Source organism: Gilliamella sp. B3464, assembly GCF_026536145.1.
Lineage (GTDB): Bacteria > Pseudomonadota > Gammaproteobacteria > Enterobacterales > Orbaceae > Gilliamella.
The window spans coordinates 182,305-198,081 of record NZ_JAFNOQ010000005.1 but is presented as its reverse complement, the minus strand read 5'-3'; the positions used below and the strand labels follow the sequence as shown (position 1 = coordinate 198,081).

The following is a 15,777-nucleotide window of genomic DNA, read 5'->3' as shown; positions in this document are numbered from 1 at the left end:
CTTTGTTTGCATAAAATGAATATTAGCAGTTAACTATGAATTTTCTTCAAGCACGTCATTAAACAGCGAATAGTAAACTTAGTCATTTAATGACTAAATAAGGTTTTGCTGTGTAATACTCAAAATGATTAATGATATTGTGTCTGCTGTTGATATTGTTCATCATTAACTAATAATAAGCATGTATCACTATTTGATACCGCCTTTTGCAAGCGTTGTTTATCCTGTTCATTCAAATTATGAATACAAGCAGCAATATAGCTACAAGTTTCGCTTTGCAGGGCTTTTTCAATAGTTGCAATTAAATTTTCATTTTTCAAATTAGCCAATTGAATCACTTTTTGTTTATCAAGCCCAGCTGTATTAAACCATGAACGTTTTAGCATCGGTCTATCTGAAAGCCATAATTGCCATTTTTTGGCTTTATTTAATGATTTTAATAAAGATTGCTGTTGTTGTAATAATTGTTGAAAAGGTGATTCAAAATCAACCGCAATAAGTTGTGGAGTTGAATGTTCAATAAACATAATAACCTCTAAACTGTATTTATATACAGTGTATATTAATACAGTATTTCGCGGTTGTAAACTCTGTTTGATGATTCTTTTAAGGTAAATCTATTTATATAAAATCAAGAGCGAAAATATTGATAAGATAAAATACCTAAAAAAGTCATTAATATTGAACCAATAACGTGAACAGCAATGGTTGTTAGTGCCCATGTTATTTTGCCTTCTTGTATAAAGTTAACTATTTCGGCTGAAAATGTTGAAAAGGTAGATAACCCCCCACAAAAGCCAGTAATAACCAGCAGTCGCCATTCTGCTGAAAGATGACTATGTGTAAAAAATGCAATAGCAAAACCGATAACGTAACCCGCAATCAGATTAGACAGTAAAGTACCAATAGGAATGGCAAAGGCAATCACATTTAATTTTAATGATAAAAACCATCTTAATAATCCTCCAGCCACAGAACCAACCGAAATAGCTAAAATAAGTTTTAACATATAAAGATCCTTACAAATTCGATAGTTTTATTTAATGATATTTTATCTGTTTTGTTGACAAAGGTGGTTAACTATAACCGAGATCATAACAAAATGTATACCTCGGGTTATAATCTTATTATTAGCTAAGCAATAAAATTGTATAAGACTTTATTTCAATGATTAGGATCACTAATTCAATGACAATCAAGGCAAATAGCTGCCTATAAATAAGCCATTCTATTTAGCGAATTTATGACTATTTTTAGTCAAAAATGTGCAGTTAATTTTATTTTTGTAACATGAATGGCTCATGGATTGGTGGCAAATTATTTAAACATATTATTTTATAGGACTTTCAAACTCGGTTAACTATGCTAATTCTAGCTAATTTTGTATTAAATAAGTTAAAATAATAACGAATAACCGTTTTTTATTAAGGATACATTATGTTTACAGGAATTGTGCAAGGTGTGGGGCAAATTATTGATATTATCGATCACGATAAACTACGCACTTATAAGGTCAAATTGCCTGATGAGCTAAATCACAATTTGAAAATTGGCGCGTCTATTGCCAATGATGGTTGTTGCTTGACTGTGACCGGTTTTGAACAAGATTGGGTGTCGTTTGACATTATGCAAGAAACCTTAGCACTTACTACATTGGGCGCTAAAAAAATTAATGATTACGTGAACATTGAGCGTAGTGCAAAATATGGTGATGAAATAGGAGGGCATGTTATGTCCGGACATATTTCTTGCGTGGCAACCATTACCAATATTCAAAAAACAGCAACTAATTGTCAAATGACTTTAGCTATGCCAGCCCAATTTATGAAATATGTACTCTATAAAGGATTTATTGGTGTTGATGGTGCCAGCTTAACTGTTGGTGATATACAGCAAAATTGTTTTGATTTACATCTTATTCCTGAAACATTAGCAATCACCACGTTAGATAGCAAAAAAATAGGTGATCATGTCAATATTGAAATAGATTCGCAAACACAAGCAATTGTCGATACCGTTGAACGAGTTCTAGCGGCAAGAACTCAAAACTAAGCCAATTTAGTGTTGATATAAACCCATCAAATCCCAATTGATGGGCGATAAACGTTACAATATTCAACTATAACATTGAGCAATAGGTTTATAAGCTCAATGGTTTATTGACGATTTAATAACGCTGTTATTTCTACAATATCCTTTGGTGTGGTTTGGCAACACCCACCGATTAATTTCGCCCCGAGTTTTGTCCATATATCAATTTGATTTGCAAAGGTACAGCAATGTTGATGGTTTTTATGCCATTGCTTGGTGATAGGATCGTATTGCTCACCAGAATTAGGATAAACAATAATAGGCTTAGTTGTCAGCTTACTCATTACCGCTAATGCTGGCGTGACTTTTTCTAACGCAATGCAATTAATGCCAACACTTACAATCTGATCAACGTTGTTTAGATAGTTAATCACCTTTGATATTGGGGTACCATCACTTAAATGATTTTCATCTTTTAACGTTAAAGAAAACCAACAAGTTATCGTTGGGAATTGTGCAATAAGCTTGGTTAACGCTTGAATTTCGGGAAAAGAGGGTAACGTTTCACAAGCAAGAATATCGACTTTTGCCTCAATTAACGCTTTAATTCGATCCAAATGGAATTGAATAAATTGCTGTTCAGTTAGTTGATAATCGCCCGTATATTCTGAACCATCGGCCAAATAAGCACCATAAGGGCCAACTGATCCTGCAATCAGTAGTGGCTTGTTATCAGCTAGCTCATTTAAATAACGTTGTTTGGCTTGCTTAGCAAGTTTAACACTTGTTTTGATTAAGGCTATGGACTGTTTTAAATCAATCCCTTTTTTGGCAAACCCGAGCGGAGTAGCTTGATAACTTGCCGTGATAGCACAATCAGCGCCTGCTTTAAAATATTCATAATGGACTTGACTGATTAATTCGGGTTGCTCAATAAGCACTTTAGCAGACCACAAACTATCATTTAAATCACAACCACGGCGTTGTAATTCGCTGGCAAGCGCACCATCAATAACAATGTATTTTTTCTGCTTTAGCAAAGCAGCTATTGGATTACAACTATTCATTGGCATGACTCTTTTTTTGGTATTTTTCGGTAAAATGATGTGCAATAAAACAAACAATAACAAAAGGAATACCACAATATAATGCAATACGCTGCTCTGGATCGAACGCAAGACCGACACAGGCAATTAAGCATAATATAAAACCTAATATAGGTACAATTGGGTACAATGGGGCTTTATATTTTAGTGTTTTTAGCTCAGCAATTGAAAGTTGTTTTCTAAAAAAGTAGTGTGAAGCACAAATGCTTAACCACACTGCAACTACGGCAAAACCCGAAATAGCAGTTAGTGCAACAAATACCGAGTCGGGCGCAATAACACTTGAAAATAGTGCTAATAACCCACCTAGCATACTGACTGCGATAGCAATAGTTGGAATGCCTTTTTGGGTTAATTTGCTAAAGCATTTTGGTAGTGTACCTTGATTTGAAAGTGACCAAAGCATACGTCCTGATGCGTATAGCCCAGAGTTTGCTGCTGACAAAATTGCAGTTAAGATAACAAAATTAAATAGGTCAGCTGCATAAGGTAAACCAATATTTTCAAATACCATAACAAATGGACTTTTAATTACGCCAGCTTGATCCATCGGTAATAACGCGGCTAACACAAAAATAGTGCCAACAAAAAAGATAATCAATCTTAAAATTGTGGTTTTAATTGCTAACGGTATGCTCTTTTCAGGATTATGCGTTTCGCCAGCAGCAATGCCTATTAATTCGGTCCCAGAAAAAGCAAAATTAACTGAAACCATCGTCATAATAATCGGAATAATGCCATTTGGAAACCAACCATTGTCAGTTATATTATGTAAAAAAGGTGCTGGCATGTCGTTTTTCATTGGAATAAAGCCAAATATTGCAGCTGAGCCAGCAATAATAAAGATGATAATGGTGACCACTTTAATGATTGAAAACCAAAATTCACTTTCCGCAAAAAATTGAGCGGTAATAATATTTAGAGCAAAAATCACGACACAGAAAATTAGACACCAAATCCAAACCGAAACAGTAGGAAACCAATACTGCATACATAGACCAGCAGCAGTAAAGCTTGAACCTAGTGCTACAGTCCAAGTTAACCAATAAAGCCAAGCAACAGTGTAGCCTGTTCCTGGACTGATAAATCGCGACGCATAAGTATGAAATGCGCCCGTTTCGGGCATGGCAACAGCCAGTTCGCCAAGACATAGCATGACTAAATAAACCACCAATGCGCCAATTAAATAAGCGATGATTGCGCCAACTGCGCCGGCCGTTGCGATAATATAACCTGTATTAAAAAATAACCCTGTACCAATCACGCCCCCTAGCGATAGCATTATTAAATGCCGAGTTTTCATGGTACGTTTAAATTGATTTTCGTTGTGAGATGGGGAGTTTGTGTTCATAACCTGTTTTTGCTCAATGATTTAAAAAAACATTGCGCCAGAATTGACCGGCGCAATAGCTCATCTGTTATCAGATTTTATGTAATAGGTAATTATAGATTATTTAAAAATTCATCTTTAGCAATTGTTTTACCATTCACTAAAACCTCATCTTTATCTTTAGAAAAATCTATGTCAGAGAATACACCTTTAGTGTTGCCGTTATTAAATACGAATGCATCAGAACCACTTAAGAACATTTTTGCCATGATTTGAACTGTTTGATTAGCTTTAGATAGTTGATCTGGCGTGACTTCGTTGCTTTTCGGGTTATCCATTTGTGCAGCAAAACGCGCCATAACATCAAATGGTGCATGTAGGCTAAATTGCAAAGCATTAATATTATCAATATCACTGATGGTTAAATCATCACTGTCAACACCAGAAATATCAATATTTGCGGTCATATTAATATCGCCACTAGCATTGTGAAAATTAAACTTATTTAACGTTACCTTAGTATTAACTGGATTGCTAGAAGCGTCACTGTTGTAACTGTAAGATTCATTTATATTTGAAAAAATGAATCTCTTATCAACACCTTTAAAATCCAGATCTAAAAGGGTTGAGCCTAAGTTTTGTTGACCTAAAATGATAGAACCAATTGTTGATTTTGTTGAACCATCGACAGTATTGGTTGAGTTAACTACAGATTTTTGCTTGAAATCAAATTTTTGCAGTTCAACTTGTGACATTATATTTGAATATTTGCCAGTTGGTATAAAGGTAAATTTATCAAACGTTGTTTCGATATCCATATTAACATCATTTGAATCAATGACACCTTTGCTATTGACATTACTGACTTCAACATTGCCTTGTATATCAAAATCATCCATAATAGTTTTAAAGTTATCAAAGCTAATCTCGTAATTTATCTTGCCTTTTTCACTATTTGGTTGTGCTGATAATTTTAATTTATTTAATGAAATTGAACTTTTATCATTTAATTGATAAACAAATTTGTCTAAATTGGCCGTACTTTTAATGCTTGATGCATCACTATTACTTTCAAATGTGTAGTTTCCTTCAGAAAGATCGAGTTTACCGTCAAGCCCATCCCATTGGGCATTTGTCATGGTAATGGCTTTATTTGCCAATGCAACAGTCAAATATTGACCATAACTTACACCCGCATGCCCTGTAATCAGTGGCTTGTTATCAGCAAGTTTCCAAAGCTCAGGGTAAGCCTGTTCGGTCATGGTATAATCTATCCAAGCCATCTGCGGTGTTAAACAACCTTTGCTTAGGGCGGCAATTGGGAAAGGGCCATGGTGGATGGTAATATCATCGTTAAATAAATTGATGCTATCATTAGGGGAATCGATAGGCGATAGGGTAATGGTTAAATGCATTTTTGTTGAAAAAATATGCTTTTCATAATTGCTGTAAGCAAATTTTACGGTAAAGTCATCTTGATATTTATTGGCAATTTCTGTTATTTGCTCTAACTTACTATCGATGTTAGTTTCAATGATATTACCTGTATACCATGCTGTGCCAACGTATCCAATTCCTAATATTGCAATAATACCAACTGCCAGTGTGCTTTTTTTCATTATATTTCTCTTTTAAATTAATTATGAATTATGTTGTTAAGCTTGATGTTTAGCAAAATCAACCAATAAATTTTTAATATATTCAATACGTTCAAGACGTTGTAATTCTGATTTCAACAATTTTAATCGATTTGTGCCTTCTAGGCGATAATTTTTTGGCGCTTTTTGAATCATTTCTATTAAATAATCGACCGAAATTTTATTGTTAGGGCCAAACTCGATGAAACCGCCTTTTTCACCCAATTCAATTTTAGTAATGCCAAGTTGGCTTGCATGATGACGAATTTTAGTAATGTCTAATAAAAACAAAACAGCATCGGGTAATTGACCAAAGCGATCGCGCATTTCCACTTGAATATCGGTTAACTCATCTAAATCATCGACACTTGCGATACGTTTATACAGGGATAGACGTGTGTTAACATCGGGAATAAAATCATCAGGAATTAATGTTGGTAAGCGTAATTCTATCTCGGTTTGTTGATTATTCAGTAAAGATTCGAGTGTTGGTTCTTTACCTTCTTTTAATGATTTAACGGCATCTTCAAGCAATTCGATATACAAATTAAAGCCAATGGTTTCAATTTGCCCACTTTGATCACTGCCGAGCAATTCACCGGCACCACGAATCTCAAGATCGTGCGTTGCGAGGGCAAAACCTGCACCTAAATCTTCTAATGTGGCGATAGCGTCAAGCCGTTTTTTAGCATCTTTACTGAGTAATTTAGGGTGCGGCGTTAACAGATAAGCGTAAGCTTGATGGTAAGAACGCCCAACGCGTCCGCGCAGTTGGTGTAATTGTGCCAGACCAAATTTATCTGCCCGTTCAATGATAATGGTATTGGCGTTAGGAATATCAATACCTGTTTCGACAATAGTTGTGCAGACTAGAAGATTAAATCGTTGATGATGAAAATCATTCATTATTCTTTCAAGATCGCGTTCATGCATCTGTCCATGACCAATTGCAATTCGGGCTTCCGGTACCAGTTCGGCTAGTTTTTCAGCAACAGCTTCGATATCTGATACATCATTATGCAAATAGTAGATCTGACCACCACGTAAAATTTCTCGTAAAATGGCTTCACGAATAACTAAATCGTCGTATTCCCGGACAAACGTTTTTACAGCTAAACGGCGAGCTGGTGGCGTTGCAATAATCGAGAGATCGCGCATACCACTCATTGCCATGTTAAGCGTTCTAGGAATTGGCGTTGCGGTCAATGTTAAAATATCAATATTGGCTCGCATAGCCTTGATCCGCTCTTTTTGTCGAACCCCAAACCGATGTTCTTCATCAACAATAAGTAAGCCTAAATCTTTCCATTTCACGTCTTCTTGCAGTAATTTATGTGTGCCGATGACAATATCTACTTTGCCTTCAGCCAGTGCTTGAATTACCGCTTGTTGCTGTTTTGCTGTTTTAAAGCGGGATAAACTTTCAATACGTATTGGCCAATTGGCAAAACGATCGCAAAAATTTTCGTAGTGTTGCTGTGCTAATAGCGTTGTTGGCACTAAAACAGCGGCTTGTTTATGATTGATTACCGCTAAAAAAGCCGCTCGAATGGCAACTTCGGTTTTGCCAAATCCTACATCCCCACATACCAATCTGTCCATAGCATAAGGGGAGCACATATCACCAATAACAGCACCAATGGCATTTTGTTGATCTTCCGTTTCTTGATAAGGAAAAGCTTCACAAAAGAGTTTATATTGTTCACGATCTTGTTTAAATTCAAAACCAGGTTTGCTTTCACGCTCAGCATAGATATCGAGTAATTCAGCTGCCACATCGCGGACTTTTTCAGCCGCTTTTTGCCGTGCTTTACTCCACGCATCGGTACCTAGTTTATTTAAGGGCGCATTTTCTTCATCGCCGCCTGAATAACGACTAATTAGATTCAGCGACGAAACAGGTACATAAAGTTTAGTCTCGTTAGCATAGAGTAAAATTAGATATTCTGCTGTAATACCGCCGGTTTCAAGTGTGGTTAATCCTGCATATCGTCCAACCCCATGTTCTAAATGTACCACTGGTTTACCCGGTGTTAATTCAGCTAAACTACGAATTAACGAGTCAGTATTGATTGATTGTTTCGACTCTTTTTTACGGCGGATAATTCGTCGTCCTAGCAATTCGTTTTCAGTAATAAACGCAAAATTGTGCTGTAAATCTATAAACCCTTGTTCGCTTGCGCCAACGATGACACAAAAGCGATCATTTATATTGTCTAGTTGATCTAATTGGGTAATTGTTGTGGGATAAATACGTAGACGACCAAGTATTTCTTGAAGCGCTTCTTTGCGTCCTTCTGATTCGACCGAAAATATAATTTTACCCGCAAACTCTTTATTAAATTGTTCAAAATGAAAATAAGGATCTTTATGTTGAATTTGTATTGCAACATCAGGTAATGCACTAAAAGGTAAGTTAATATTTTTAGTTGATTGATTAACGGCTTCGTTTGCTACAATAAGTCGCGGATAATGTTTAAATTGCGCAAATATTTCATCGGTTTTAGACCAAATAACTGAGGGTGATAATAGTGGACGCATTGGATCAACTTGGCGGCTTTCGTATCGCTGATTAATGTCTTGCCAATATTTATTGGCAAACTGTTCAATATTTGCCGTATTAATAATCAAAGTATTATCTAAAAAATATGAAAACAGCGGCACCAGCGGCTCATTAAAGAATAACGCTTGCCAATATTCAATACCTGTTGGTAGGATGTTTTTACTGACTTGCTGATAAATGCTTTCTGGCTCAAGTCTCACTGCAAATTGTTCACGCCATTGACTACGAAATAGCTCAATAGCTGCTTTATCAAATGGAAATTCATGTGCAGGTAGCAGTTGAATTTGCTCAATTTCTTCAAAAGTGCGTTGGCTTTCAACATCAAAAGTTCGAATGCTATCAATCTCATCATCAAAAAAATCAATACGATAAGGTTTATCACTGCCCATTGGAAAAATATCAAATAATGCGCCGCGTGTGGCATATTCACCATGTTCCATTACTTGACTTACTGAGCGATAACCCGCATTTTCTAATTGTAAACGTAGGTGTTCACGGCTTATCTGCAGACCTTTTTTCATCATGAATACATGCCCACCTAAAAAGCTTTGCGGGCAAACTTTTTGCATTAATGTATTAATTGGTAAGATCAGAGCACCTTTGGTTAAATGACCAAGGTGATATAAGCAAGATAAGCGCGCCGATACAATGTCTTGATGTGGGGAAAAACTGTCATAAGGTAAGGTTTCCCAATCTGGGAAAAAAATAGACGGAAAGGGCGAAAATTGTTTTAGTTCTTCGTGTATGCGTGAGGTTTGCTGCATATCATCGGTAATAATCACCACTAATCCGTTATGAGCTTGAATTGCTTGCGCACAAAATAGTGATAAAGCTGAGCCAACTAGTTGACCACAGTGTTTTATGTCCCCAGGTTTTTGTGGAATAAGTGTTGATAGATTGATTGTTTTAGGCATAGGAATTTTTTTTGATATCAAAAAAAGTTATCGAAGGATTATAGCGTAATTACGTGGTTGTTTTCTATAACTGTTTAATCCTGTATGATAAGCAAATTCTACTTAACGAGTAAACTTTATTAAAAGTTTTAGGTAATATAAACGTTTATGTCAAAAATATTTCGCCCATTAGTTTTTTATATTGGCTTACGCTATGTTTATGGTCAAAAAACAGATGGCTTTGGTCGTTTTGTCTCGTGGTTATCGATGATAGGGATTATGCTAGGTTCGATTGGCTTAATTGTCGTGTTGTCGGTAATGAATGGGCTTGAAAATCAAATGCAAAATAGTATTTTGAAATTTTTTCCTCAAGCACAAATTACTTCAACGCAAGGTCGAATCGATCCTAATCTCACACCAAGTACGCTTTTTAATAGCATTAAGGGCGTCAATCGAATCACACCATTAGTGACTGGCGATGTAATATTACAAAGTGAACAAAGTATTACCGTAAGCACATTAATGGGAATTACAGCGGAAGATGAAGATCCTATCAATGATTATATTTATAGTGGCTCGATAGCTGATCTACAAGCTGGGCAATATAACGTAATTTTAGGGCAGACATTAGCAAATCAATTAGGGGTGACAGTCGGTGATAAAATTCGTTTAATGGTCACCGATGCCAGCCAAATTACCCCAGTAGGGCGAATCCCTTCTCAGCGTTTATTCAATATTGTTGGGTTATTTTCGGTCAATCATGATATCAATCAAGCGCTAATTTATATTAACCAATCCGATGCAAGAAATCTGTTACGTTATCCCGCTAATATGATTACAAGCTGGCGTCTATTTTTAGATAACCCTCTAAATATCGCAGCGGTAACAAATACGCCTTTGCCCGATGGTTTAATATTTAATGATTGGCGTGCCAAACGCGGGGAGTTATTTCAGGCTATAAAAATGGAAAAGAATGTGATGGGTTTATTAATAAGCTTAATTGTTATTGTCGCTGCATTTAATATCATCACTTCGTTAAGTTTATTAGTGATGGAAAAACAAGGTGAAGTTGCAATCCTGAAAACTCAAGGATTATCACGATTTAAAATTATGCTGATTTTTATTATTCAAGGTGCCAGTTCCGGCGTGATGGGGACGTTATTAGGCAGTATTATTGGTCTAATTCTTGCTTTGAATTTAAATGAACTTATGCAAGTTTTGGGATTATCATTTGCAGGTATTGAGTTACCTTCGTTGGTTGAACCATCACAAATTATATTTATTATTATTGGATTGCTTATGTTATCGCTAATTTCAACTATCTATCCTGCTTATCGTGCAGCTAATATTCAACCTGCCGAGGCTTTACGTTATGAATAATTCAGAAAGACTACTTTGCGCTAAAAATCTTTATAAAACCTATAAAGAAGGCAAAATGGTGACCGAAGTGTTAAAAAATGTATCATTTGATATCTATCGTAGTGATATGTTAGCTATTATTGGTAGCTCAGGATCGGGGAAAAGTACACTTTTACATTTACTTGGTGGCTTAGATAAGCCAACATCTGGCGAAATCTTTTTTAAATCACAACAGCTTAATCAATTGTCTGAAGTGCAAAAAGCGCATTTACGTAACCAAGAAATTGGTTTTGTTTATCAGTTTCATCACCTTTTACCGGATTTTACTGCACTTGAAAATGTGGCGATGCCGTTATTAATTGGCGGTGTTTCAGCTAACGAAGCTAAAAAACGGGCAATGGCAATGTTAGAATCGGTTAACTTGGTGAAGCGGGCAGATCATCGACCGGCTGAACTTTCGGGTGGGGAACGCCAGAGAGTCGCTATTGGTCGCGCATTAATCAATAATCCTGCATTAGTGATGGCTGATGAACCAACAGGAAATCTGGATAAATCAACTGCCGATACTATTTTTGATTTGTTAATTCGTTTAAATCGTGAACATGGCACCGCTTTTTTAGTTGTCACGCATGATTTAAGTTTGGCAAAAAAATTAGATAAACAGTTAACTATGAGCGATGGGCAATTGTTGAGTAATTGTGAGTCAGACAAACCGTTACTGGAAAATTAACTATGAATTTATCATTATTGACGGCTATTAAATTTCGAAAAGGTCGTCGTAAAAGTGGCATGTTATCTTTAATTTCGATTATCTCAACCCTGAGTATTGCTATTGGCATTGCTGCTTTAATAATTGGTTTAAGTGCGATGAATGGCTTTGAACGCGAATTACATAATCGTGTTTTATCGGTTGTACCGCATGGACAATTATATCCACAATATGGCAATTTAGAACAATGGCGTCAGGTGCAAAAGGAGTTAAAAGAAAATAAGAATATCGTTTCAGCAGTGCCTTTTGTCAATTTTACTGGTTTGATTGAAAATGGTAGCAAACTTGGGGCGGTTGAAGTGCAAGGTATCGATCCTGAACAAGAAAGCCAAACAAGTGCGCTGCCTAAATTTGTATTGAATAACAAATGGCAAGAATTTAAATCTGATAGTCAACAGGTGATTATTGGTGCAGGATTAGCCAAAACATTATCAATTAAAGAGGGCAGCTGGGTTTCGTTATTGCTTCCAGTATCAACCAATGGCTCAACTCAACTTAAACAACCAAAGCGCGTACGTTTACACGTTGTTGGTATTTTAGATTTAAGTGGTAGCTTAAGTAACAATGTGGCTTTAGTGCCTCTAGCTGATGCACAAAAGTTGCTAGACATGGGTGACAGTGTCACGGGTGTTATGGTTAATGTCGATAAAGTATTCGATGCAAGCCGTATTATTGCTCAAGCTGCATTGGGTTTGGATATGAATTTGTCTTTTAATAGTTGGGAAAACGCTTATGGCTTTATGTACCGAGATATTCAGATGATAAGACAAATTATGTATTTGGCGATGATTGTAGTTATTGGCGTTGCTTGTTTTAATATTGTATCTACACTTGTTATTGCTGTGAAAGATAAACAACGTGATATTGCTATACTTAAAACGCTTGGTGCAACCAATGGTCTGATCAAACATATTTTTATTTGGTATGGCATTATTTCTGGATTGATTGGGAGTTTAATGGGCGTAATATTAGGTGTTGTAGTTGCATGGCAATTATCAAATATTATGAAAGTAGTCGAATCACTGATGGGACATAAAATTTTAAATAGCCATATCTATTTTGTCGATTTTTTACCCTCAGAAATTCATTTTACCGATGTCGCAATAGTATTTGTTACAGCTATGTTATTAAGCTTAGTTGCGAGTTATTATCCTGCTAAGCGAGCTTGTAAAGTTGATCCTGCTCGTATTTTAAATAGTTTTTAGCGATTTACTTTCATTACAAAAGCGCGGTATGAAATGAATCATTCGCGCTTTTTTTCAGTTATTTTTATGATATAGCTCCAAATATTTGTAAAATAATTCTTCATATGGGGTTAATTCATAGACCAATAAAACGAATATAGCCGCTACAATTACAAGTAAAGTTAAAAGCAGTATCATGCCTAATTTACTTGGATAATGGGCCAATTTAAGACAAGTAAAGAAAGCAAAGCTTATGATAAATCCGCTAATCGCGCCCGCTACATGGGCAATATTATTAATAGACGGTAACAATCCCAGTCCTGCGGTTAAGACTAAACTAATTAAGATAGCTTTGATTGGCATCTCTTCGAAATTAGTTTTAAATACTAAACTATAAGCTAATAGTGAGGTAATAACACCAATAATGGCGCCCGACGCACCGCAGCTAACCACATGTTGATAAAGTAAAAAAAAGTCACTGATTAAGTTACCAAACAAACCGGAAAACAAGTAGATGCCAATATACACAAAAGCTGGTATGCGTTTTTCTAAAATAGGGCCTACGCTCCATAAGGCAAGCATGTTCATTACTAAATGTGTCAAATCAGCATGCACAAACATACTGGTAAATAAGCGCCAATATTCATGGTAAAATAAGGTTAATTCCGCATTATCTGCTCCCCAAAGAATAAGGAATTGTTCATCAGTCATATAGGTTAATGTAGTGAAACCTAATAATCGTGATACCACAAAATAACCCACATTTAACATTATTAAAACATTTGTGATTTTAGCTTGTGATGTAAGTATTTTTAATACATTGACTATGCGCATTAAAAAAAGATCCTTTATAACAGTAGGGAATAATAAGCAGTGATGAAAATCAGGACAATCGCTTACCAAGTATAATTAAGTCACGTTTGATCCCATCAAGTTCTGCAATATTAGGAAATAGCCCCCATTGTTGATACTGCATTTTTTTAAACAACGCTAAGCTTGGAATATTATGACCAAAGATATAACTCATAATAGCGGTTATTCCTACTTTTTGAGCAAATTCCTCAATGTGCTCAACGGCTTTTTGCCCAATTTGTTGACCACGAAAATCTTGATGGATATAAAGGCTAATTTCGACTGTTTTATTATAGGCGGGTCGTCCATAAAAGGATGACAAACTAACCCAACCGCATGGTTGATTATGGTATTGAATTAACCAAAGCGGACGGTTTTGAGGGTTATGTTGTTCAAACCATGCCACTTTGCTTTGTACTGAAACAGTTTCTGTATCAGCTGTCACCATGCGGCTAGCAATGGTTGAATTGTAGACATCAACGATAAAAGGTAAATCAGCTAAAGTGGCATCGCGGTAGGTGATCATATTTTCAATTATTAAAAACTATTTTCACATCATTGTAATGAGATTATCTATATCAAGCAACTAGTGAATTGTACTAATCTATACTGAAAAAATGAACAAAAATACTTTTCAAGATGATTGCTTACAACAAAGAGTTTCGCAGTAAATAATCGTTATATAACGATTAAATTGTTTATATTTTTTAGTCAACAGAACAACCAGTCAAAAAATTCAATAGCCATTTTCGCAAAATAATATTATTTTATGGAAAATATTTTGATTTTTTACAAAAAAGACAATTAAAATCTAAATAAAATAGTAATAAGGAAAAAATAATGAAAAAACAGGTAAAAGAACCCTATATTGCTTTTGATCCTGAACAGGCAACATTTTTATTTGATCGCCATTTTAAATTAGAATCACGCGATGAAATCCTCCCCAAAATTGCTAAAATGATTCACCACATGTTTCTCCCTAAAAAAAGGTTTTTATGTTTAGGTGGATCGATCGTTGCTTTTATCCTCGTTGTTTTAATTACGGCAACATTTGGTCTGCCAATGAAAATGATGACTAGTGTGGCATTTATTATTATGCTCTTTGGAATTGGTATGGTGTTCTCTTTAATTAGTCATTATATTGCGGTCTTTACCGAAATAAGACGATTAAAAAAACTTTACAAAAATGCACAATGGCCATGTGAGTCATACTGTGCTTTTTATGAAGAAGGCTTCTATTATAAAGCAATGGACATGGAAGGGGTTTTCTACTGGGATGACTTTATGTGTATTATGGTAACGCATGAAGTACTCTCCTTCAACTTTTGCCCAGCCGAAACACCAAAAGGCAAAGAAATGAAAAAATTTTACCCGCGCTTAGATACCTTTTACATGTTCATTCATGGCGATCGACAAATACTCGAATTGATGATAATCCTTAGCCAACAAATTGGTGATCTGGTTGAGTTTAGGTAGACATGGGGGATTTTGGGTTAGTCTAGCTTTTGGACGTAATTATCGTTATGAAAAAACATTAAACTATTAATGTCTGAAATTCTACCTAATCCAAATTTATGCGAGTTTTTAACCCTTTTTTTTGACCTTGTTTTAAATCAAATAAAATCAATAAATTACAAATTCATCAAAAAAAAGGGTTTGAACCACCCAAAACACTATTTACCTTTGCCCAAACAAACTTTATAGTAATCGACACGCTAGTTCACTGCCGTGTAGGTAGTTTAGAAAAACCAATCCGCACAGTAAAGTAAAATTTAAAGGTTCACTGCCGTGTAGGTAGTTTAGAAAATACCGATATTTACTGCTTTCTGAACTTCTGTGTTCACTGCCGTGTAGGTAGTTTAGAAAACCTGGGTTTGGTGTATTTACTGAATTTTTATGTTCACTGCCGTGTAGGTAGTTTAGAAAAAACATTGAATGGCCGTCAAAACCAGAATAATGTTCACTGCCGTGTAGGTAGTTTAGAAAATGCACCAATAATCGAATTTTACTCAACCAAAAGTTCACTGCCGTGTAGGTAGTTTAGAAACCGTGG

The 15,777-nt window shown here is 35.6% G+C and carries 13 protein-coding genes and 1 CRISPR repeat array (1 of these 14 only partly in view); of the genes, 5 read left to right on the top strand and 8 right to left on the bottom strand.

What is annotated here, in order from left to right; genetic code table 11:
- Positions 1–128 precede the first annotated feature (128 nt).
- Positions 129–527 carry a SulA-like leucine-rich domain-containing protein gene (locus J3U57_RS07690; protein WP_267334236.1) on the bottom strand — a complete coding sequence of 133 codons (399 nt, stop codon included), beginning with the start codon at positions 525–527 and terminating at the stop codon, positions 129–131.
- 104 nt (positions 528–631) lie between these two features.
- On the bottom strand, positions 632–1,009 hold the full coding sequence (crcB, locus tag J3U57_RS07685; RefSeq protein ID WP_065634622.1) for a fluoride efflux transporter CrcB: 378 nt from the start codon (positions 1,007–1,009) through the stop codon (positions 632–634).
- 428 nt (positions 1,010–1,437) lie between these two features.
- Here crcB and J3U57_RS07680 point away from each other — a divergent pair, with 428 nt between their 5' ends.
- Positions 1,438–2,052: a riboflavin synthase subunit alpha gene (locus J3U57_RS07680; protein ID WP_267344054.1), complete on the top strand. Its 615-nt coding sequence runs from the start codon at positions 1,438–1,440 to the stop codon at positions 2,050–2,052.
- Between the two features lie 104 nt (positions 2,053–2,156).
- Here J3U57_RS07680 and mmuM read toward each other — a convergent pair whose 3' ends face one another.
- The 4 genes from mmuM to mfd all read right to left on the bottom strand — a co-directional run bounded on the left by mmuM (position 2,157) and on the right by mfd (position 9,581).
- A complete protein-coding gene (mmuM, locus tag J3U57_RS07675) occupies positions 2,157–3,098 on the bottom strand; it encodes a homocysteine S-methyltransferase (RefSeq protein ID WP_267344055.1) in 942 nt (313 codons plus the stop codon).
- Entirely contained in the window at positions 3,091–4,488 is a 1,398-nt protein-coding gene (mmuP, locus tag J3U57_RS07670) for an S-methylmethionine permease (protein WP_267334239.1), read from the bottom strand. Before mmuP ends, mmuM begins: the two co-directional genes overlap by 8 nt.
- A 92-nt stretch (positions 4,489–4,580) precedes the next feature.
- Positions 4,581–6,086, bottom strand: a complete 1,506-nt coding sequence (locus J3U57_RS07665) for a YdgA family protein (RefSeq protein WP_267344056.1) — start codon at positions 6,084–6,086, stop codon at positions 4,581–4,583.
- 36 nt (positions 6,087–6,122) lie between these two features.
- On the bottom strand, positions 6,123–9,581 hold the full coding sequence (gene mfd, locus J3U57_RS07660; RefSeq protein WP_267344057.1) for a transcription-repair coupling factor: 3,459 nt from the start codon (positions 9,579–9,581) through the stop codon (positions 6,123–6,125).
- 156 nt (positions 9,582–9,737) lie between these two features.
- Between mfd and lolC the strand changes: the two genes are divergently transcribed.
- Genes lolC through lolE form a run of 3 tightly spaced genes read left to right on the top strand, consistent with a single transcriptional unit; the run spans position 9,738 to position 12,893 of the window.
- On the top strand, positions 9,738–10,940 hold the full coding sequence (gene lolC / locus J3U57_RS07655; RefSeq protein ID WP_416379668.1) for a lipoprotein-releasing ABC transporter permease subunit LolC: 1,203 nt from the start codon (positions 9,738–9,740) through the stop codon (positions 10,938–10,940).
- Positions 10,933–11,649, top strand: a complete 717-nt coding sequence (gene lolD, locus J3U57_RS07650; protein ID WP_267344059.1) for a lipoprotein-releasing ABC transporter ATP-binding protein LolD — start codon at positions 10,933–10,935, stop codon at positions 11,647–11,649. The genes lolC and lolD overlap by 8 nt, the downstream gene beginning before the upstream one ends.
- A 2-nt stretch (positions 11,650–11,651) precedes the next feature.
- The gene (gene lolE, locus J3U57_RS07645; RefSeq protein ID WP_267344060.1) at positions 11,652–12,893 is read left to right on the top strand and encodes a lipoprotein-releasing ABC transporter permease subunit LolE; all 1,242 of its coding nucleotides are present in this window, start codon (positions 11,652–11,654) and stop codon (positions 12,891–12,893) included.
- Positions 12,894–12,947: 54 nt separating this feature from the next.
- On the opposite strand, the gene J3U57_RS07640 is transcribed toward lolE, so the two are convergent.
- Together J3U57_RS07640 and J3U57_RS07635 are read right to left on the bottom strand one after the other, a co-directional pair.
- Entirely contained in the window at positions 12,948–13,706 is a 759-nt protein-coding gene (locus J3U57_RS07640; protein ID WP_267344061.1) for a rhomboid family intramembrane serine protease, read from the bottom strand.
- Between the two features lie 49 nt (positions 13,707–13,755).
- Positions 13,756–14,250 carry a GNAT family N-acetyltransferase gene (locus J3U57_RS07635; RefSeq protein ID WP_267334246.1) on the bottom strand — a complete coding sequence of 165 codons (495 nt, stop codon included), beginning with the start codon at positions 14,248–14,250 and terminating at the stop codon, positions 13,756–13,758.
- Positions 14,251–14,564: 314 nt separating this feature from the next.
- Here J3U57_RS07635 and J3U57_RS07630 point away from each other — a divergent pair, with 314 nt between their 5' ends.
- A complete protein-coding gene (locus J3U57_RS07630; protein WP_267344062.1) occupies positions 14,565–15,200 on the top strand; it encodes a hypothetical protein in 636 nt (211 codons plus the stop codon).
- Between the two features lie 242 nt (positions 15,201–15,442).
- Positions 15,443–15,777: a CRISPR direct-repeat array (repeat unit 28 nt; unit sequence GTTCACTGCCGTGTAGGTAGTTTAGAAA) (it continues 354 nt past the right edge of the window).

Bases quoted from the DNA above. Each gene is read 5' to 3' on its own strand.
- lolE (WP_267344060.1), top strand. From the start codon at position 11,652: ATGAATTTATCATTATTGACGGCTATTAAATTTCGAAAAGGTCGTCGT.
- lolD (WP_267344059.1), top strand. From the start codon at position 10,933: ATGAATAATTCAGAAAGACTACTTTGCGCTAAAAATCTTTATAAAACC.
- J3U57_RS07640 (WP_267344061.1), bottom strand. From the start codon at position 13,706: ATGCGCATAGTCAATGTATTAAAAATACTTACATCACAAGCTAAAATC.
- J3U57_RS07665 (WP_267344056.1), bottom strand. From the start codon at position 6,086: ATGAAAAAAAGCACACTGGCAGTTGGTATTATTGCAATATTAGGAATT.
- J3U57_RS07630 (WP_267344062.1), top strand. From the start codon at position 14,565: ATGAAAAAACAGGTAAAAGAACCCTATATTGCTTTTGATCCTGAACAG.
- mmuM (WP_267344055.1), bottom strand. From the start codon at position 3,098: ATGAATAGTTGTAATCCAATAGCTGCTTTGCTAAAGCAGAAAAAATAC.
- crcB (WP_065634622.1), bottom strand. From the start codon at position 1,009: ATGTTAAAACTTATTTTAGCTATTTCGGTTGGTTCTGTGGCTGGAGGA.
- J3U57_RS07690 (WP_267334236.1), bottom strand. From the start codon at position 527: ATGTTTATTGAACATTCAACTCCACAACTTATTGCGGTTGATTTTGAA.
- J3U57_RS07680 (WP_267344054.1), top strand. From the start codon at position 1,438: ATGTTTACAGGAATTGTGCAAGGTGTGGGGCAAATTATTGATATTATC.
- J3U57_RS07635 (WP_267334246.1), bottom strand. From the start codon at position 14,250: ATGATCACCTACCGCGATGCCACTTTAGCTGATTTACCTTTTATCGTT.
- mfd (WP_267344057.1), bottom strand. From the start codon at position 9,581: ATGCCTAAAACAATCAATCTATCAACACTTATTCCACAAAAACCTGGG.
- mmuP (WP_267334239.1), bottom strand. From the start codon at position 4,488: ATGAACACAAACTCCCCATCTCACAACGAAAATCAATTTAAACGTACC.